Origin of the sequence: Shewanella glacialimarina, from assembly GCF_020511155.1 — a bacterium.
In the GTDB taxonomy this organism is placed as follows: Bacteria; Pseudomonadota; Gammaproteobacteria; order Enterobacterales; family Shewanellaceae; genus Shewanella; species Shewanella glacialimarina.
Window position 1 is genome coordinate 1,268,568 of record NZ_CP041216.1, and the last position, 19,127, is coordinate 1,287,694.

At 40.2% G+C, this 19,127-nt stretch carries 21 protein-coding genes; 14 read left to right on the forward strand and 7 right to left on the reverse strand.

Translation table 11 applies throughout. The features are described 5' to 3' along the window. Positions 1-265 precede the first annotated feature (265 nt). The gene (locus FJ709_RS05510; RefSeq protein WP_226414178.1) at positions 266-1,192 is read left to right on the forward strand and encodes a chemotaxis protein; all 927 of its coding nucleotides are present in this window, start codon (positions 266-268) and stop codon (positions 1,190-1,192) included. Positions 1,193-1,336: 144 nt separating this feature from the next. After that, positions 1,337-2,572: a serine/threonine transporter SstT gene (gene sstT, locus FJ709_RS05515; RefSeq protein WP_226414180.1), complete on the forward strand. Its 1,236-nt coding sequence runs from the start codon at positions 1,337-1,339 to the stop codon at positions 2,570-2,572. A gap of 145 nt (positions 2,573-2,717) precedes the next feature. On the opposite strand, the gene FJ709_RS05520 is transcribed toward sstT, so the two are convergent. The 3 genes from FJ709_RS05520 to FJ709_RS05530 form a co-directional block, all read right to left on the reverse strand. Continuing rightward, positions 2,718-3,371, reverse strand: a complete 654-nt coding sequence (locus FJ709_RS05520; protein WP_226414182.1) for a pseudouridine synthase — start codon at positions 3,369-3,371, stop codon at positions 2,718-2,720. A gap of 102 nt (positions 3,372-3,473) precedes the next feature. Next, a complete protein-coding gene (locus FJ709_RS05525) occupies positions 3,474-4,040 on the reverse strand; it encodes a protein disulfide oxidoreductase (RefSeq protein WP_226414184.1) in 567 nt (188 codons plus the stop codon). Between the two features lie 107 nt (positions 4,041-4,147). After that, positions 4,148-4,744 carry an acyl carrier protein phosphodiesterase gene (locus FJ709_RS05530; protein ID WP_226414186.1) on the reverse strand — a complete coding sequence of 199 codons (597 nt, stop codon included), beginning with the start codon at positions 4,742-4,744 and terminating at the stop codon, positions 4,148-4,150. Positions 4,745-4,965: 221 nt separating this feature from the next. On the opposite strand from FJ709_RS05530, the gene FJ709_RS05535 reads away from it, so the two are divergent. The 6 genes from FJ709_RS05535 (at position 4,966) to secF (ending at position 10,913) form a co-directional block, all read left to right on the forward strand. Continuing rightward, positions 4,966-5,175: a hypothetical protein gene (locus tag FJ709_RS05535; protein WP_226414188.1), complete on the forward strand. Its 210-nt coding sequence runs from the start codon at positions 4,966-4,968 to the stop codon at positions 5,173-5,175. A gap of 192 nt (positions 5,176-5,367) precedes the next feature. Then, positions 5,368-6,408: a tRNA preQ1(34) S-adenosylmethionine ribosyltransferase-isomerase QueA gene (gene queA, locus FJ709_RS05540; protein ID WP_226414190.1), complete on the forward strand. Its 1,041-nt coding sequence runs from the start codon at positions 5,368-5,370 to the stop codon at positions 6,406-6,408. Positions 6,409-6,563: 155 nt separating this feature from the next. After that, positions 6,564-7,688 carry a tRNA guanosine(34) transglycosylase Tgt gene (gene tgt / locus FJ709_RS05545; RefSeq protein WP_226414192.1) on the forward strand — a complete coding sequence of 375 codons (1,125 nt, stop codon included), beginning with the start codon at positions 6,564-6,566 and terminating at the stop codon, positions 7,686-7,688. 62 nt (positions 7,689-7,750) lie between these two features. Next, positions 7,751-8,083 carry a preprotein translocase subunit YajC gene (gene yajC, locus FJ709_RS05550; RefSeq protein ID WP_226414194.1) on the forward strand — a complete coding sequence of 111 codons (333 nt, stop codon included), beginning with the start codon at positions 7,751-7,753 and terminating at the stop codon, positions 8,081-8,083. Between the two features lie 17 nt (positions 8,084-8,100). Beyond that, complete coding sequence (gene secD / locus FJ709_RS05555) at positions 8,101-9,951, forward strand: protein translocase subunit SecD (RefSeq protein WP_226414197.1); 1,851 nt, start codon at positions 8,101-8,103, stop codon at positions 9,949-9,951. A gap of 14 nt (positions 9,952-9,965) precedes the next feature. After that, entirely contained in the window at positions 9,966-10,913 is a 948-nt protein-coding gene (gene secF / locus FJ709_RS05560; RefSeq protein ID WP_226414199.1) for a protein translocase subunit SecF, read from the forward strand. 89 nt (positions 10,914-11,002) lie between these two features. Here the strand turns inward: secF and FJ709_RS05565 are convergent, their stop codons facing one another. Next, positions 11,003-11,464, reverse strand: a complete 462-nt coding sequence (locus tag FJ709_RS05565; protein ID WP_226414201.1) for a hypothetical protein — start codon at positions 11,462-11,464, stop codon at positions 11,003-11,005. Between the two features lie 320 nt (positions 11,465-11,784). On the opposite strand from FJ709_RS05565, the gene FJ709_RS05570 reads away from it, so the two are divergent. The 5 genes from FJ709_RS05570 to FJ709_RS05590 all read left to right on the forward strand — a co-directional run bounded on the left by FJ709_RS05570 (position 11,785) and on the right by FJ709_RS05590 (position 14,928). After that, positions 11,785-12,102 (forward strand): putative signal transducing protein, encoded by a 318-nt coding sequence (locus tag FJ709_RS05570; protein WP_226414204.1) that lies wholly within the window; start codon positions 11,785-11,787, stop codon positions 12,100-12,102. Between the two features lie 79 nt (positions 12,103-12,181). Further along, positions 12,182-12,541 carry a rhodanese-like domain-containing protein gene (locus FJ709_RS05575; RefSeq protein WP_226414207.1) on the forward strand — a complete coding sequence of 120 codons (360 nt, stop codon included), beginning with the start codon at positions 12,182-12,184 and terminating at the stop codon, positions 12,539-12,541. Then, positions 12,542-13,453 (forward strand): precorrin-2 dehydrogenase/sirohydrochlorin ferrochelatase family protein, encoded by a 912-nt coding sequence (locus tag FJ709_RS05580; RefSeq protein WP_226414210.1) that lies wholly within the window; start codon positions 12,542-12,544, stop codon positions 13,451-13,453. A gap of 76 nt (positions 13,454-13,529) precedes the next feature. Further along, positions 13,530-14,066 carry a YaeQ family protein gene (locus tag FJ709_RS05585; RefSeq protein ID WP_226414213.1) on the forward strand — a complete coding sequence of 179 codons (537 nt, stop codon included), beginning with the start codon at positions 13,530-13,532 and terminating at the stop codon, positions 14,064-14,066. A 280-nt stretch (positions 14,067-14,346) separates the two neighbouring features. Then, positions 14,347-14,928, forward strand: coding sequence for a CBS domain-containing protein (locus tag FJ709_RS05590; protein WP_226414216.1), 582 nt, complete (start codon positions 14,347-14,349; stop codon positions 14,926-14,928). A gap of 104 nt (positions 14,929-15,032) precedes the next feature. On the opposite strand, the gene FJ709_RS05595 is transcribed toward FJ709_RS05590, so the two are convergent. Next, positions 15,033-17,444, reverse strand: a complete 2,412-nt coding sequence (locus FJ709_RS05595) for a S8 family serine peptidase (RefSeq protein WP_226414219.1) — start codon at positions 17,442-17,444, stop codon at positions 15,033-15,035. 366 nt (positions 17,445-17,810) lie between these two features. On the opposite strand from FJ709_RS05595, the gene FJ709_RS05600 reads away from it, so the two are divergent. Then, on the forward strand, positions 17,811-18,305 hold the full coding sequence (locus FJ709_RS05600) for a GNAT family N-acetyltransferase (protein ID WP_226414221.1): 495 nt from the start codon (positions 17,811-17,813) through the stop codon (positions 18,303-18,305). 154 nt (positions 18,306-18,459) lie between these two features. Here the strand turns inward: FJ709_RS05600 and FJ709_RS05605 are convergent, their stop codons facing one another. Both FJ709_RS05605 and FJ709_RS05610 read right to left on the reverse strand, forming a co-directional pair. Next, entirely contained in the window at positions 18,460-18,843 is a 384-nt protein-coding gene (locus FJ709_RS05605; protein WP_226414223.1) for a rhodanese-like domain-containing protein, read from the reverse strand. A gap of 67 nt (positions 18,844-18,910) precedes the next feature. Further along, positions 18,911-19,123, reverse strand: a complete 213-nt coding sequence (locus tag FJ709_RS05610) for a YgaP family membrane protein (RefSeq protein WP_226415871.1) — start codon at positions 19,121-19,123, stop codon at positions 18,911-18,913. Positions 19,124-19,127 lie beyond the last annotated feature (4 nt).

Sequence of the window (19,127 nt, forward strand, 5' to 3'; positions counted from 1 at the left end):
CGTTAAACACAGAGTCGATTTATCAATGACTCTTTGTAGCGCTGGTGGGTGTTCCTTTTTTATTGGATGTTATATTGGGGTTACCCAATAGCTCTAATCAACGAGCATCTCAAAGCATAATATTTTAGTATTGTGTTGGAATATTAATCGATTCAAACTTTCCATATTTGTTTAAATAGAAAATTGAATCGATAGCACAATAATGACAGCCATTTACTGCTATATTATCGAAGTAGTCATTTTATATTTTTTGTGAGGACACTCAATGGCATCAAAGGTTAGTAAAGCCAGTCAATCCCAAGGGTTGCTCCTGTTTCATTTAAATCAGAGTCAACTGTTTGCATTGGGCACATTAAAAGTTCGTGAACTGGTGCCTTTTACGGCCTTGACAAAAATTCCTAATTCTCATCCTAGTATCATGGGAGCAGCAGCTGTGCGTGGTGGCACCATTCCTATTATTGATATGGCAGCAGGTATTGGATTTAGACCGATAGATGAAAGTGAATTAAAAAATTGTTTTATCATTATTACTGATTGTCAGAGAATGGTGATTGGTTTTGTTGTACGTGCAATAGACAAAATTATTGAATGTAATTGGCGTGATATTGAACCGCCGGCGACTAATTTAGGCAAGAATGCCTTTTTAACGGGTGTGACACATTTTGAAGGCCGGTTAGTGCAATTGCTAGATGTTGAGCTATTGCTGTCAAAAATATTCCCACATGACCCATCTGTTAATCGTGCCATTTTAACCGATGTGCAGCGAGAAAAACTCAAACCATTACGTATTTTGATTGTTGATGACTCAAAAGTAGCCCGTAAGCAACTATCTGATGCGTTAGATTCGATTAACATTGGCTACCAGGTTACATCTAATGGCCAAGAAGCATTGACTATGATGGTTGAGGCGGCAAAAGAGCGCAATCCGGTGCAACTATTGGTAAGCGATATCGAAATGCCTGGTCTTGATGGATATGAATTATCGTTCGAGGTCAAAAATAACCCCGAAATTGCCAAAGCTTATATTATTTTACATACCTCGCTTTCAAGCGAAATTAGTTTAAGTCAAGCGAAGCAAGTTGGTGCCAATGAAGCGTTAACTAAGTTTGATGCCAAAGAATTGATCGAAGCCATGCTGCGCGGTGCAAAACACATTAGCGACGCAGCCAACTTGGTTAAATCTCCCAGTTAACATGTTTAATTAATGTGGCTAACATGGAAGTTTAGGGTAATTTCCGCATCAATTTAACGTCTTTGCTAGACTTTGCCCGCCTCATCCTGATATACAGACCTTAGTAAGTAAATCAATAATAATAAATAATGTTAAGGTAAAGTAATGAATCAAAACACATCACTGTTTGCACGTATCGCTAATGGTAGCTTAGTACTACAAATTATTGGCGGGATTATTTGTGGGGTTATCATCGCCTCTGTGTCAAGCGAAGCCGCTGGTCAGGTTGCTTTTTTAGGCGATCTATTTGTCGGAGCATTAAAGGCCATTGCGCCTATTTTAGTGTTTGTTTTAGTGGCGTCATCTATCGCTAATCAAAAGAAAGATAGCCACACTAATATGCGTCCTATTATTGTGCTGTATTTGATTGGTACTTTAGCCGCAGCGATTACAGCGGTTATGTTCAGTTTTATGTTTCCAACCACACTACTATTAGCCACAGGTATTGAAGGTTCTAATCCACCACAGGGTATTGGTGAAGTATTAAATACCTTGATGTTTAAAGTGGTTGATAATCCAGTTAATGCATTAATGACGGGCAATTATATTGGCATATTAGCTTGGGGTATCGGCTTAGGTGTCGCAATGCACCATGCAAGTGATTCAAGTAAACGTATGTTAGCTGACTTAAGTGATGGCGTATCGACTATTGTACGTTTTGTTATTCGCCTAGCACCTATTGGTATTTTCGGTTTAGTTGCGGCAACTTTTGCTACGACTGGCTTTGCCGCATTAGCCGGATATGGACAGTTATTGCTAGTATTAGTTGGGGCTATGTTATTTATTGCATTGGTGATAAACCCACTGATTGTATACATTAAAATTAAACGTAACCCGTATCCACTGGTGTTAAAATGCTTACGTTCAAGTGGTGTGACCGCATTTTTCACCCGTTCAAGTGCCGCTAATATTCCGGTTAATATGGCGTTGTGTGAAGAGTTGAAACTGCATAAAGATACTTATTCTGTGTCTATTCCACTGGGTGCGACAGTGAACATGGGTGGTGCTGCTATTACCATTACAGTACTGACTTTAGCGGCAGTGAATACGTTAGGCATTCAAATTGATATTACGACGGCGATTTTATTAAGCGTTGTTGCTGCCGTGTCTGCTTGTGGTGCATCAGGTGTTGCTGGTGGCTCGTTATTGCTAATACCCTTGGCATGTAGCCTATTTGGTATTTCAAATGATGTGGCGATGCAAGTTGTTGCGGTTGGTTTTATCATTGGCGTTATCCAGGACTCAGCGGAAACGGCATTGAATAGCTCAACTGACGTGGTATTTACCGCTGCGGCTTGTGAAGCGGCAGAGAATGCAGCAAACAAAACTCATTCAGTCTAAGGCATCGCTCTTTCAGCATTAAAAAATCATTACTGCATTAGAGCGTAAATGCGTTTAAAACAAAAATGCCGAACCCTTATTAGGTTTCGGCATTTTTTATGGCTTGTTTACTGAGCGAATCAATCAGTCACATTTTAAATGGTTGCTAGAAATGTGCTGAACTAACAAACTCTAATAGGGTTTGCTTGTAAGGATGAGTAATCGTTAGCGACTGTGCATGCAATTTTAATCGTGGGCTAGCATCAATACCCGCTTTATCAGCATAGAATGTGTCGCCAAGAATAGGGTGACCTAATGCCAACATATGCACCCTAAGCTGGTGGGTTCTACCGGTATGCGGACTAAGCTCAACTAAAGTGGAATAGGGACGTAGTTCAATTATTTTATAATCGGTTATAGCGGCTTTGCCTTGGTCGGTAACATGTTGAAAAGGCGGGTTATCGATTATTGGGCCTAAGGCAAAATCAATTTTGCCAGCTTGATTGTCGATATGTCCGCTTACTTCAGCAATGTAGACTTTTTTAGCTTGGCGATTTTGAAATTGGGTCTTTAGGTGTGATTCCGCCTTTTTATTACGGGCAAAAATTAAAATGCCTGAAGTGTCACAGTCAAGGCGGTGAACCAAAATGGCATCCGAGTATCGCTCTATCACCCGATTAATTGCACAGTCATGGGTTTCAGGCGCTCGTCCTGGATTCGATAATAATCCTGACGGCTTATTGATAACAATAATGTCTCTGTCTACGTATCGAATATCTAGCCAGGGAATACTGGGTGGCTGATAAGTAAATATGTGCATTGATTTTCTCTTTGGTCACTTTTGTACAGCGTGAGTTTTGGGGCTCTATAGCAAGTTCAGGTTTCTACAATAAGTAATTTCAATGATACCGCCTGTTTTGGCTTATAAAAAAGTCGTCAGCCATAAACGTAATTTTAAGCCCCAAGTGGTGGTTACACCAGAGGTAACGAAGCGGATATGCTGATTTTTATCAATAATATAGATAGAAGGAAAAGCATTTGCGCCCCATTGTTGCGATAAACTTGGCTGGTTTATCACCTGTGGTAATTGTGCCTCGTTAATGACTTCAAAACTGAGCTGATTAAGTTGCATATATTGGGTGATATCATCATCAGAACCTGAGGCGACGGCAATCGATATGACTTGGTAATCATTTGAAGAAGCAACTGAGTTAACCATTGGCGAGGTTATTTTACAGACTGAACACCAGGAGCCCCAAAAGTAAATGAGTGTCGGTTTGGTTGATGTTGATGCTAAGGTCGTTAAGTCAAAAGACTGTTGGCTAACTGTTACCGCAGATAAATTAGGTGCTTGGCCATTGATCATGTCGCGCTGTAAATAACTGGTTATAAAAAAAAGTATCACTAAGATGATACTTATATCGCGCAGTTGTTTTACCCAGAATGAGCCGGTGCGAATACGTTGGCGAAGCAAAATTCTATTGTCCATTAGCTATTATCCCAAACTTCAATAACTTCAATTTACATCATCTTATAAAGCTATTTCGGTCAGCAGCCTCTTATTGTTTGCAGACCCAATAGCTAAATATTTAATGATTAAACTAAATATTCAGCAGGCGTTTTACGGCTGTAAATACGGCTGTAGGCCATTAGTTGAGGGTAAAAGGTGCGAAATGCAATTTCAATTTCGATATAAAGTTTATCAACATCTTTTATGGCACTATTAAATAGCTCTGGTTTAGACAGACGCTTGCTGACGCCAGTGATAGCCTGATTCAAACCTTGTTTCGATTGATAACTGCTTAACCAGTCTTGTTGAATAATACTTGGAATAATCGTTTGCAGTTTCGGGGGTAATTCTTGAGTTGTCTGCATGCATTGGTAAGCTTTTTGAGTGAAATCTAGTAATGATTGTTGATGATATTCTTCCCAGTAATAAGCGAGATAATGATCAAAAGCTAAATCGATTAAAATGGGCGCAACTCTGCGAGAGCTACTTGGAAATTGACTGAGTAAATCTTTAATAATTTCATGGGAGTCAGTCACAATATCAATTTGTCTGTGTAACCAGATCCCTTGCTGCAAGTGTTTAGGGTGGTCGATTATGCTGCCTTTAGCAAAATCACCGGCAAGATTAGCAGAAAGGTGTGTATTGCTAATATCTGCGAGGTGTAAATGTGCTAGAAAGTTCATGATTTTTATGCTTCTTTTTTATGAATTTTACAGTATGATAACGAACGAAAAGTAGTCAAGCTATTTGTTAGTTATGCTATTGTTGCATTGATAATGCACTAAGTTAATGTACCACAGACTCTGTCTCGGCTGAATAAATAAAGCTGGAGTAACCATGCTATAAAGATTATTTAGAAATACGATTTATATTATTCGTTTTGTTTGTTTTAGGATCATGGAAGATGAAAAGCTGGCTTAATAAAATATTGGGGCGTGAACCTATGTTGGTACGTCGTAAAGTGCAGGTTGATTTGCGCTATCATTCCTATCGTTTCAGCATGGATGATTTTAAACATCCAAATACTGACAGTTCCACCAACACAGATGAATTAGCTTCGGCTGAAAATCAGGCCTGTGAAATCGCTTCTTCTACAGAATCTTCAATTAAGTAATTAACCCGGTCTTAAGCTGACAGATATGCCAGGAGACCCATTGGGTAATGACATCAGTGAATAACTTATAATAGTCACCGTTAATACTAAGGTTACAATAATAATATTGTCATAAATTGATCGTCTTAACTTGATCTTTATCTATGGTAGCCATAGACTGGCGGCCGATTTTTGACTAGTTGAGATCCTATTATGCGCGTCACTGACTTTTCGTTTGAGCTGCCTGATGAATTGATTGCCCGTTATCCAACGGCGCAGCGCAATGCATCGCGATTACTTACGCTTGATGGCCATAATGGCGCCTTAGCGGATAAAAAATTCACCGATTTACTGCAAATGATAAATCCTGGTGATTTGATGGTATTTAACAATACTCGCGTAATACCCGCACGTTTGTTTGGTCAAAAATCAACTGGCGGAAAGTTAGAAATCCTTGTTGAGCGCATGCTAGATGACAAGCGTATTTTGGCGCATGTTCGTAGTTCGAAATCACCTAAAGTTGACAGCCTAATTGACTTAGATGCTGGCTACCAAATGAAAATGGTTGCTCGTCATGATGCTTTATTTGAACTTGAGCTGCTGTCCGATAAAATTATTTTGGAAGTCCTTGAGCAAATCGGCCATATGCCGCTGCCTCCTTATATCGACCGTCCCGACGAAGATGCTGATAAAGAGCGCTATCAAACAGTGTATAACCAAAAGCCTGGTGCGGTTGCTGCACCAACGGCGGGGTTACACTTTGATGATGCAATGCTTGCAGCATTAAAAGACAAGGGCGTTAATATTGCCTTTGTTACCCTTCATGTGGGTGCAGGTACTTTTCAGCCAGTGAGAGTGGATAACGTGCTTGAGCACAAAATGCATTCTGAATGGGCTGATGTACCACAAGAGGTTATCGAGTTAATTGCGCAAACTAAAGCAGCCGGAAAGCGTGTTGTTGCAGTCGGTACAACTTCTGTACGTTCATTAGAAAGCGCAGCAAAAGCCTGTGGTGATGATCCATTAACGGCATTTTGCGGCGATACGGATATTTTCATCTACCCAGGTTTTCAATTTAAAGTAGTTGATGCCATGGTGACTAACTTTCACCTGCCTGAGTCGACATTAATCATGTTGATGAGTGCTTTTGCTGGTTATGAAGAGGTAATGAAGGCCTATCATCATGCTATTGAGCAGAAATATCGCTTTTTTAGCTATGGCGATGCGATGTTTGTGACGAAAAAAGCCCCGTAAGCGGCAAAATTGATTTAAAATAAGCGCCCACTCATATGTGGGCTTTTTTATTGAATTTTTACTGGTTTGAGTGTTCATTACTTGAAGTATGAACATTTGCCCTCATTACTATTGAAACAACAACAAGTCAGACTGTTTATCTGACAAGGTGATTTATGAAATTTGAGTTAGATACCACTGATGGACGTGCGCGTCGTGGCCGCCTAGTTTTTGAACGCGGAACGGTAGAGACGCCAGCATTTATGCCTGTAGGTACATACGGTACTGTAAAAGGTATGACCCCAGAAGAAGTGCGCGAGACAGGTGCAGATATTCTGTTAGGGAATACCTTTCACTTATGGCTGCGTCCTGGTGAAGAAATCATGCGTAAGCACGGTGACTTACATGACTTTATGAATTGGCAGCGCCCAATTTTAACCGATTCGGGTGGGTTTCAAGTATTTAGCTTAGGTGATATACGTAAGATCACTGAAGAAGGCGTACATTTCCGTTCACCTATTAATGGTGAAAAGATTTTCTTAGACCCTGAAAAGTCGATGCAAATTCAAGATTCGTTAGGCAGTGATGTGGTAATGATTTTTGATGAATGTACACCTTATCCAGCAACACATGATGAGGCACGTAAATCGATGCAAATGTCATTACGTTGGGCAAAGCGCTCACGCGATGAGTTTGACCGCTTGGAAAACCCAAATTCATTATTTGGCATTATCCAAGGTGGGGTGTTCGAAGACTTGCGTGATGAATCTATTGAAGGCTTAACTAATATCGGCTTTGATGGTTATGCGGTTGGTGGGTTGGCGGTAGGTGAACCTAAAGCTGACATGCATCGGATTCTTGAACATGTTTGCCCACAGTTACCTGCTGACAAGCCTCGCTATTTAATGGGCGTTGGTAAGCCAGAAGATTTAGTTGAAGGTGTGCGTCGTGGTGTTGACATGTTTGACTGTGTTATGCCAACGCGAAATGCCCGCAACGGTCATTTATTTACCAGCGAAGGTGTGATTAAAATTCGTAATGCACGTCATCGCGATGACACTGCAACACTCGATGCTAAGTGTGATTGTTATACTTGTAAAAACTATTCACGTGCCTATTTATATCACCTAGACCGTTGTAATGAGATCCTAGGTGCGCGTTTAAACACCATTCATAACCTACGTTATTATCAAATTTTGATGGAAGGTTTGCGCGGTGCGATTCAGACAGGTACATTAGACGCCTTTGTAAAAGACTTCTACACCGGTTTGGGGCGTGAAGTGCCTGAGTTTAAAGGCTAATTTACTGTTTATTTAGACTTTTTTGTTCATTTAATTGTTTATTTATAAGAAGAGAGAGAACTATGTTTATTTCAAATGCATATGCAAGCGCAGCAGGCGGACCTCAAAGTGGCGGCACCATGGAATTAGTGTTCATGCTAGTCATGTTCGGCTTAATCTTTTACTTCATGATTTTCCGTCCACAGTCAAAGCGTGTTAAAGAGCATAAAAACCTAATGTCATCGATTTCAAAAGGTGATGAAGTCCTCACTAGCGGTGGTATTTTAGGTAAAGTGACTAAAATCAGTGATGAAAACGATTATGTGTTATTAGCGATTAATGATAACAATCAAATCACCATTAAAAAGGACTATATTGCAGCAGTATTACCTAAAGGTTCTATTGCATCGCTATAAGCCAAGAGGGCGTCAGAGTGTTAAATAAATACCCTATGTGGAAAAACTTGATGGTGATAATTGTTATCGCCGTCGGGTGTTTTTATGCAATGCCGAACCTTTTTGGTGAAGACCATGCTGTTCAAGTTGTCGCGACTCGTAGTGCTGAAGTCACTGTCACCACGCAATCAAACATCACAGCCGTACTTGAGAGCAAAGGCATAGCGATTAAACGCTCTGAGCTCGAAAATGGCCAATTGTTAGTGCGTGTCAGTGATCCGGAGCAGCAATTACTGGCTAAAGAAGCGATTGCTGAGGCATTAGGTAACAATTATACCGTGGCATTAAACCTAGCACCGGCAACACCAGATTGGCTTGAAGCTGTTGGTGGTTCGCCAATGAAGTTAGGTCTTGACCTTCGTGGTGGTGTTCACTTCTTAATGGAAGTGGATATGGGCGAAGCACTACGCAAAATGGAAGAAGCTAAAATAGCTGATTTCCGTAGCCAACTGCGCGAAGAGAAAATTCGTTACGCTGGGATCCGTAAAACCCCTAAAGGCATCGAAATTAAATTTCGTGATGCAGAGACTGTGGGTGTTGCCGAACGTTTTCTGAAAACTAAAAGTAACGACATGGTTTATTCTGATGGCAGTCGTGATGGCAATTTCTTTTTAGTTGCCGATATGAGCGATGCTTATATCAAGCAAGTCAAAGAAGAAGCGTTACAACAGAACATTACCACTATTCGTAACCGTGTAAACGAGTTAGGGGTAGCTGAGCCAGTCGTTCAACGTCAAGGTGCTGAGCGCATTATCGTTGAATTACCTGGCGTTCAAGATACGGCTCGTGCTAAAGAAATTTTAGGCGCAACCGCTTCAATTGAATTCCGTATGGTTGATGACAAAGCCGATGCTGCAGCTGCTGCGAGTGGTCGAGTGTCTGCTGCTTCAGAGGTTTATCCTCGTCGTGACGGTGGTATTGCTGTACTGCGTAAAGAAGTGATGTTAACCGGCGATCATATCACTGGTGCACAACCTACTTTTGATGAGTATAGCCGTCCCCAAGTGGCAATTAACCTAGACGCTAAAGGTGGCAATATTTTCTCAAACGTGACCAAGGACAACATTGGTAAACCAATGGCGACCTTGTTTATTGAATATAAGGATAGCGGTTTACGTAATCCTGATGGCACTGTGAAAATGACTAAGATTGAAGAGGTCATTTCTGTTGCCACTATTCAAGCGCGTTTAGGACGTAATTTTGTCATTACCGGCCTTGAGCATAAAGAAGCACAAAGCTTGGCTTTACTGTTACGTGCGGGTGCCTTGATTGCGCCGGTGACTATTGTTGAAGAACGCACTATTGGTCCTAGCTTAGGTGCTGAGAATATTCAAAATGGTGTACAAGCCATGATTTTTGGTTTGGCCATCGTATTAGTATTTATGCTGGTTTATTATCGCGCATTTGGCTTTATTGCTAACTTAGCATTGCTTGCTAACCTTGTGATGGTTGTGGGCGTGATGTCGATGATACCTGGTGCGGTATTAACGCTTCCAGGTATTGCCGGTATGGTCTTAACAGTCGGTATGGCCGTTGATGGTAACGTACTTATTTATGAGCGTATTCGTGAGGAATTACTGGCTGGACGCAGTGTTCAACAGGCGATTCATGAAGGTTATGCCAATGCATTTTCAACCATTGCTGATGCCAACATTACCACCTTTATGACAGCATTAATTTTGTTTGCTGTAGGTACAGGTGCAGTAAAAGGTTTTGCGGTGACTTTAATGATAGGTATTGCGACTTCAATGTTTACCGCTATTGTCGGTACGCGTTCAATCGTGAATGCGCTTTGGGGCGGAAAACGTCTTAAAACGCTGTCAATTTAAGGGAGGAGTTGAACATGTTTCAGTTATTTTCAGTTAATAAAACCGTCAACTTTCTTCGCCATGCTGCGCCGATAAGTATTATTTCGATGCTTCTAGTGATTGCCTCATTTGTTTCTTTAGGAACAAAAGGCATTAACTGGGGCTTAGATTTTACCGGTGGTACGGTTGTTGAAGTTGAGTTTTCTAGCCCAGTTGATTTAAATGTATTACGTAGCAAGTTAACCTCAATAGAGACAGAAGGCGCCTTAGTACAGAACTTTGGTTCAAGTACTGATGTGTTGTTCCGTTTGCCTGTGCGTGAAAACATTAAAAGTGACATTCAAGCCACTGGCATTATGAAAGTGGTTAACTCAATGGATGATAACGCAATTCAAAAGCGCGTTGAGTTTGTTGGACCTCAAGTGGGTAAACAGTTAGCTGAGCAAGGTGGTTTAGCGGTTATTGTCGCATTAATCTGTATTTTGATTTATGTGTCGTTCCGTTTTGAATGGCGTCTGGCTGCCGGCTCCGTAGCCGCGCTTGCCCATGACGTTATTGTCACCCTAGGCGTATTTTCTATATTACAGCTTGAGTTTGACTTAACTGTTTTGGCGGGTCTATTAACCGTTGTCGGTTACTCGTTGAACGATACGATTGTTGTATATGACCGTATTCGCGAGAACTTCCTCAAAATGCGTAAAGGCACGCCTGAAGAGATCGTTAACCAATCAATTACGCAAACAATGAGCCGTACCGTCATTACAACTGGTACAACGTTAATTGTGGTTATCGCGCTATTCTTAAAAGGTGGCACTATGATCCACGGATTCGCCACAGCGTTATTGTGTGGTATTTTTGTGGGTACCTACTCATCGATTTATGTTGCAAGTTACTTAGCCATTAAGTTGGGTATTAACCGCGAGCATATGATGCCAGTAGAAATTGAAAAAGAAGGTGCTGATCAGCCTCCAATGATGCCTTAACCGACATCAGTAGCATGCTTTAAGTCAGCATAAAAACGCCACTTCATTTAAATGAAGTGGCGTTTTTTATTTAACTGGAGTAATTTCAGTTATCCAAAAAATGATTTTATTTGGTCCCATATTCCCAAAGATGTGTCAGGGAAGAAATCGATACCTAAGGCAGACTTTAAAATATACAACAATAATAGTCCTATTAGGATGCAGGTTATCACCACCATAAAAATACTGGTCATTAGTATCGCTACTGATGCTTTCTTTTCTCGACGAGTATAAGCACGTTTATTCTTGCCTAATAACAAGACATAATAAAATCGCCATTTTATAAATGGAAATTTAAAGGTACCGCGATTATCAATGAAATGGCCACCCCAAGTGTTGGGTCCAAGGGCACTTTTTATCCCCAGTAGCTGTTCATCAGTATAACTTTCAGATAATGACGCGGGCAAGCGGTTGAGTAATTTGGCAATTAAAGGATCTTGTCGAATTTCTGACAGTACAGCTGCGGAAGTTACAACGTGTGTTGGTTCGATTACGTCGTCATGTTCTGCCATTTATCACTCTCATTAATCACCTTTGATACCATTAACATTAAATGCGTAATTAAATAGTATATTTAGCTTATCCATTAGTTGTTGATATAAAATACGCTTTAGTTGAAGTATTGCGTGCTAAACCAGAATGTAACTAATTATAAATCTCAATGATAAAGTTATAGCGTTAATTGATGAGCTTGTCTAATGCTGCCCTATTCGATTAATCTCAGCTCGACAGCTAATAATTTTGCCAGTAGGATGAATGAAATTTTTTGCTAAAGTAATAACGTAAACTTTGGTTTTGATTACGCAAAAAGCAATGCAGTAGGATAATAATCATGGAACAGCGCAAAGTCTTATTAACTGGCGGCAATTTACTTCAAGCACATATGTGGAAAGGCCTGTTAGAAACCAGTGGAATTGAAGTGGATTTACGCGGTGAGGCGTTAATGGGAGGCGTCGGAGAGTTGCCAGTTGATCTTCAGACTGTAGAGTTATGGATCGACATGGAACATTTAAACTCGGCACAAAGCATTCTGGCCAGTTTAGATGTTGAGCAACCGCAATGGCAATGTGTACAATGTCATGAAACCAATGAGGGTAGCTTCGAGCTTTGCTGGCAATGTAGTTCGCCAAAAAGTGAAACTCATAATTAATTCAAAAACCGATATTGATACATTTATCTTCTTACTATACCTATTATAGGTACTATTAGCATCCATTACAGGGGGAATTATGCAACCCACTTCTGCATTTGCACAGCTAGTCGATTCAATTAACGATAAAGTGACTCACATTAGTATTGAACAATTTCAAGCTGATGATAAATGGGTGTTAATTGATGTTAGGGAAGATCATGAATGGCTGCAAGGTCACTTACCTAACGCGAAACACTTAGGTAAGGGGATTATTGAACGTGACATTGAAACACGTTTTCCCGATAAATCAACACCATTATTGCTTTATTGCGGTGGTGGACATCGCTCGTCATTAGCGGCTTATAATATTCAGCTAATGGGGTATACCCAGATAGGATCATTAGTCGGTGGCTTTAAAACCTGGGTTCAACATCAATTTCCAGTGGTGCAAGATTAAGTGCAATATTTTCCGTTATTTGTAGATACAAAAGAACTTTTTGTATTAATCGTTGGGGCCGGTGAGGTAGCGAGTCGAAAACTTGATTTGCTTGCCCGTACCGATGCCACTATTCATGTTGTTGCACCAGAAGTGGCTCCAGATGTTGAAGCTTATGCTAATAAAGGTAGGATAAAACTATCGCGCCGAGAAGTGTCTGTTGAAGACATGTCCTGTTATGACCTCATTTATTTAGCAACAGCAAATGAAAAACTCAATACTGAATTAGCGGTTATGGCGAGTCAAAAAGGTATTTGGGTCAATGTGGTTGATAACCCTAAATTTTGTCGCTTTATCACCCCATCTATTGTTGATAGAGGGCGACTAGTTGTTGCAATAAGTACCGCTGGTGCAGCGCCAGTATTTGCCCGTACAATTCGCTCACGTTTAGAGACCTTATTACCTAATTCATTAGCGCCCTTATTTGATTATGTTGCCAGTAAGCGAGAGGACGTGCAGCAAAAACTCACCAATGGCAAAGATAGGCGATTATTTTGGGAGCGATTCTTTAATCTTAATCAAGATCGTTTTGATACCGCGACCGATACTCATTATCAGCAAGCATTTAGTAGTTATGCTAGCCGTGGTGAAATTCTATTATTGGATGAAACCACTCCAGCAGGCTTATTACCCATCGCTGTGATGCCACTATTGCAAAAACTGGACGTAGTATTTATTGAGAATGATCTAGATGAGCATACAAATGAGCTGTTAAGGCGTGATGCATCAAGGGAGCCATTGCCAGCATTAAGTACTATCTCAAAGCAGTTTGAACTTGGTGATAGAATGTTGCTTGTGGCTTCAGCTGAAAAAGTTAGTCAACTTAAAGCACACTTTCCTATGGCAAAACATTTAAGACCAGGGGCTATTTAAGCGTATTTCATTTATGATTGCGTTCATCTTTTATAACCGAGTTAAATTAGCTCGGTTTTTTATTTTTGAGGTCAACATGGCGCCTAAATCTACCGTCTACAAAGTCAACTTACAAATAGCTGATATGGATAGACATTACTATGGTGAGCATCCATTAACGATTGCACAGCATCCATCAGAAACCGATACCCGTATGATGGTGCGTTTATTAGCTTTTGCTCTCAATGCCAGTGAATCTCTACAATTTAGTAAAGGACTTTGTGTTGATGATGAGGCTGAATTGTGGGATGTCGATTTATCAGGCGTGGTTAATTTATGGGTTGAGTTTGGTCAGGCCGATGAAAAGTGGTTACGCAAAGCATGCGGGCGAGCAAAAAATGTCATCCTGTATACTTATGGCGGTCGCAGTGTACCGATTTGGTGGCAACAAAACCAAAGCACTTTAAGCCGTTACAAAAACCTAAAAATAGTTAATTTTCCGGAAGCGGCGGTAGAGCAATTAGCTGCATTTGTTGGACGTAATATGGCGGTACAAGTGAACATTAACGAAAGCCAGGTCTGGTTATCTAATGCCGATATCAGCGTACTTGTTGAGCCTGAAATATTACAATAACATTCACTATCACTATCACTATCTCTGGCAAGGTTATACATCAACTATTGCCAGCGATATTACGTTTATATTGCCTATCCTGCTTCACTTCTTGCCTAACACAAGCCATACAGAATAATACTGAATCAAACCTTAATTATCTAAAGGTGAACTAAATTTAATCATTATGTATGTTGTGAAAATCCTACCTTGGGCCGATAATTAAATGACTATTTATTAGCTACAACTCTATAAAAATACTATAAATCAATATTTTAGCTTATTTGCTAAGGATGTCATTGTGAAAAAATTAACCCTACATGCAGTCGAAGCTGTCGATGAACTCGCTTGGCCTGAAAATCATCACGAATATACCCTCCATTCATCTGCTTTAGATGTGTTTACTGATTTTAAAAGCATAAAACCTTTAGTTATCGAAGCAAGCTCTTCTGCTGTTGAAGTAGAACGTTTGATGAAAAAAGCACATGTACGATTAAAAATAGTGATTGATAAAAATCAACATTTTATCGGCTTGGTTAGCTATAACTCACTGAATAGCCAGGAAATGGTAAAGAAGCTAGTTAAAGGTGAATCTCGTGAAAACCTAATGGTCACTGATTTTATGATCCCCAAATCAAAATTAAAAGCAATTGCTTATACTGATATAGCTAACGCCAAAATTGGTGATGTTATTGAAACTCTTAAAGTCGCGGGGCAACAACATTGTTTAGTCATAGACCGTAAAGATCATACGATCCGTGGTGTTTTATCGGCAAATGATATCGCTAAAAAATTACACTTAGCTATAGATGTGAGTACACCAACCAGTTTTGCGAGCATTTTCGAAGCTATCTCACCTATTCCTCAACCGCTTGTAGTGTAAATTTGAAGTATAAAAAAGCCCCGTGTTGCTAATAACCAAATAGCTTCACGGGGCTTATAATGTTAATCATTTTAAAACATGACTATTTTTTCTAGATTGATTTGTTACTGAAAACTCAGTGTCCAAGTATCGATATAGCCAGTGTCACTTCTTGCATTGTCCACCGCTTTTAATTGCCAAGTTCCACTCGATTCAATACCGCTAAAGTTTGCTGTATAGGTTTTGTTGATATTGTCGGTTCCACTGCCAGTGTTGCTATGTAAAGTTACTTTCTGGCCTGTAGGGCTAACCAGTTCAACTTTTAAATCACCAATATAAGTGTGGATGATCCCCACGCTAACAGAAACGGTCCCTGAATCACCAGTACGTGTCACATTAATTGAACTTGTAATACCGGTAGTATTGTTATCAGGAATGTTAAAGTTATTGGTATTGGTATAAGTCGCTGGGCCACCAGTGTTTCCGCCACCTGTAGTGCCAGCAGTATAATTAGCGACTAGGTTTACGCCACTAAATGTACTGTATCCTTTAACCATCACATAATAAGTACCAGATTGTACTGTTGTTATTGGGCAAGACTCGCTATTACCACCTTTCCAAGGACGACAGTCATAGCTAGTGGTAGACGGTGAAGCACCGTATTGAACATATAAATCTGCATCACCTGTACCACCGCTCATGGTGAAACTGAGGTTTTTAGCTCCTGCAGGGACATCTAATGAGAAATAAAGCTCCTCATCTTTTGCACCAGTAAGATTAGATTTAGCCACTCCATTAACAAGCACTAAATCTCCACCACCTGTGCCTGGGTCAGTTGGGCCATCACATGATGCATCTAAATAAGCTTTAGCTGCTGTAGCGTTAACCATACCATAGCCAGTTTGATTATCGCGTCCTGCAACACTTAAATCATCAGCAGTTGCATTTAATGCTGCACGAACTTGTGTTGCTGTACATTGTGGATGATAGCTCCACACTAATGTAGCGACACCCGAAACGTGCGGTGTTGCCATAGATGTACCATTGTAGAACGCGTAGTCCTTGTTGCCCTGGTTAGCAACTGTAGTGCTAGCACCAAGTTTCGCGCGAAGTGCTAAACCAGTTGCTCTATCTACTGATACTGTAGGAATAGTGATGTCACTATTGGCGTCAACTAGGAATGGGTTTTGTAAACCGGGCAATGCACTATTACTGTAAACAATTGCACCAACAGCACCAGCCGTTTTACATGCTTTTGCAGCATTGATTTCAGGGTAACTGCTGCCTTGATTTCCAACACGCTCAACTAAACAAATTTTGTTGCTCATATTGCCACAATTAAAGCTAGTTCCGCTTACAGTACATTCAGCTAAGGTGGCTGTTACCTGGCCATTAACAGGGCTAGGGGCATAGCTAGTGCCTGAAGGTGTTAAACGATTATGTGGTACGACGCCATTGTTGAAATATGATTGGCCACCGATAGTAATGTCAGCCAAACGGCCTTCACCTACGGTCACAGTAGATAGAATGGCTTCGCCTGGACCAGATATTTCTACCTGGTCGGTAAATTGAGAGAAGGCAGCGTGATTACGATTGCTATCAACAGCAGCGACAGACATAACACCGTCATATGAAGCAGGGTAGCTGTATGTGCTGTCGCCAGCATTACCCGATGCCGCTATGAGCAATACGCCATTATTATAATGTGCATTTAATGCATTGCGCTCAGTGGTGGTTGAACCACTACCACCTAAGCTCATAGTTACTACATTTGAGCCATTAGCCACACAGGTATCTACTGCCGCCACAAGTGATGAAGAGTAACCCCATCCTGCTTCATTAAATACTTTGACCACATGAATTTTGGCATTTTGATTAGGCATTACCCCAACAACACCTTCATTGTTGGCTATAGCCGCAATTGTACCAGCCACATGTGTACCATGGGCATTGTTACTGCCCGGTTGATACCAGTTACCTGTACCTGAGTTATTGGTGCCCGTGACATTGTTGCCACTTAAATCATTATGGCTACGGTCGTATCCTGAGTCGATAATACAGATGGTACGGTTGCCTGTTTGACTATCGCTTAATACAGTCGCACCTACATAGGTTTGTCCCCAAGGTGTGGTTTCAGCTAAAAAACGACGCTGCATATCTTCTTCGACATATTCAACGTCTGCGTGAAGGCGAAGAGATTGTACTGACTTTGGATCTAATTTCACTGTATAGCTATTACCACGAGCAATGCGTTTCATTTCTTTAGCTTGAACACTGTTTAGCGCTCTAAAATGAGAAAATATTTCGTGTGAACGCGGTTGATAATCAGCTTGTTGTAGGTTTGATTGCATAGATGTGTCATTTCTAAACTTAACAATATAACGTTTAGGTAATGGCGAGGTATCATCTAAGCTAGTTGCTGAAATACCATTTTGTGATGTTAAGTTTAGAGATTGAGGTGCGGCATACAAGCTAGTAGATACAGCAAGTGCTATACCTGAGAGGCTGAGTAAAACTAAAGGTCGTTTCTTTTGCATTTTTTATCTTCCATGTGATGTTTTTATTATTTATATTATTTTTATGGTTGAACTCTCGGGTCATTACTCAAGGGTTAACTTCGTTCAACCATTGAAATGTAACAGGATGATTACGTATGTAAACAAAATGTTACCGTGTGCTGTTTTGTATAATGATTAAGTGGTCTATAGTTGTGAATATGCAATCATTTTTGGTGACTAATTATTCACTTCGGGTGGTTGATATATAGTGTGAATAGACTTGCTGTATAAGTAATTACTAATAACCGAAACAGAAAGTTAGCGGTGGTATAGTGTTCGATGATGCTTAATGAAAAATTGATGTAGTACTTTTAGTTATATATGAAGAAAAGGAATAACTTATATATGAATGGAATATTAAGACGAGCCAATAAAGCGGATGCTTCACAAGCATTTATAGTCCGAAATCTTGCTATATTATCCCAATGTATTGATTGTTATGGTGTTGATAATATGACTAAATGGACTGAAGGGAAGATGCCTGAAGCATATGCAGATAAGCTATCATATGATGGTTATGTCTACGTGGTTGACGGGCCGTCAAGTTTACCTGAACAACAGTTAATTATTGCCACTGGAATGCTTAATGTTAGTAGCGGATTTATTGATGCGCTGTTCGTCCATCCTGAATATATGAATTTAGGTATCGGCAAGCTAATGTTGGCTCATCTTGAGCGAATAGCAAAAACATCGGGATTGCTTTTTATTGCATTAGAGTCGACGTTAAATGCTGCTGCATTTTATCGAAAATGTGGTTTTGTTGGTAATGATATTAGTGTTTATCACTCCCCTAGAGGGTTTGAATTAGACTGTATTGTAATGAAAAAGCAACTGGTTTAGTTAACCTGTTTATAGCATTTCTGACATTAAGTAACAGGGGCTATTGAATAAAAAATGCCTTTATTATTCACATAAAGGCATCTTATAACATTTGTATCCTGAACTCGGATTCTGTCGCTAACCGTTAATATTACTAAAGTAATACCAAATAAATTCAGGGTTTTGACTGTATCAATGCATCAACACCGCCCGCATTAGCGGTATTGATAAATCCTGCTTGAGTTAATGCATTATCTGCTATGCCACTTCTGCGTCCACTTCGGCAATATAAAACAATGTTGTCATCATTTTTAAGCCCAAGTTGCGTAACTCCTTCAACAATGTTCTCAAAGGGGATATTAATCGCACCTTCAATATGTCCTTCATTAAATTCTTCAGTAGTGCGCACATCAATCACTAACGCTTGTTGATTAATCATCTGCCACGCTTGTAACGGTGTGACATCTTTTGCAAAACTCATAGGTACAAATGCAACTAAGCTAGTTGCTAATATCGTCAACAATGCTAATTTGCTGTTTGGCTTTTTAATGGCTCTCATTAAACTTCATATTCCTTATATTTAGTGTAACTGATTGCCAGAAAATAGTATTTTTGGTGGCAATCTCTTATTTTTCTGTGGCAATCATTGCTTCAGTTTTCAAGCCTAGCTTTTTCATTACCATTGCAGCTGGGCAAAAACCGGTAAATGCGCTTTGAAATAGATTAGCACCTACAAATACGGTCAGCCAGATAAAATGATGGCTAACAATAGCAGTCAGTACTACTGATAGCAGTACCATAAAGCCAGCAAAGGCCATGATAGTACGTTCGACAGACATTCTG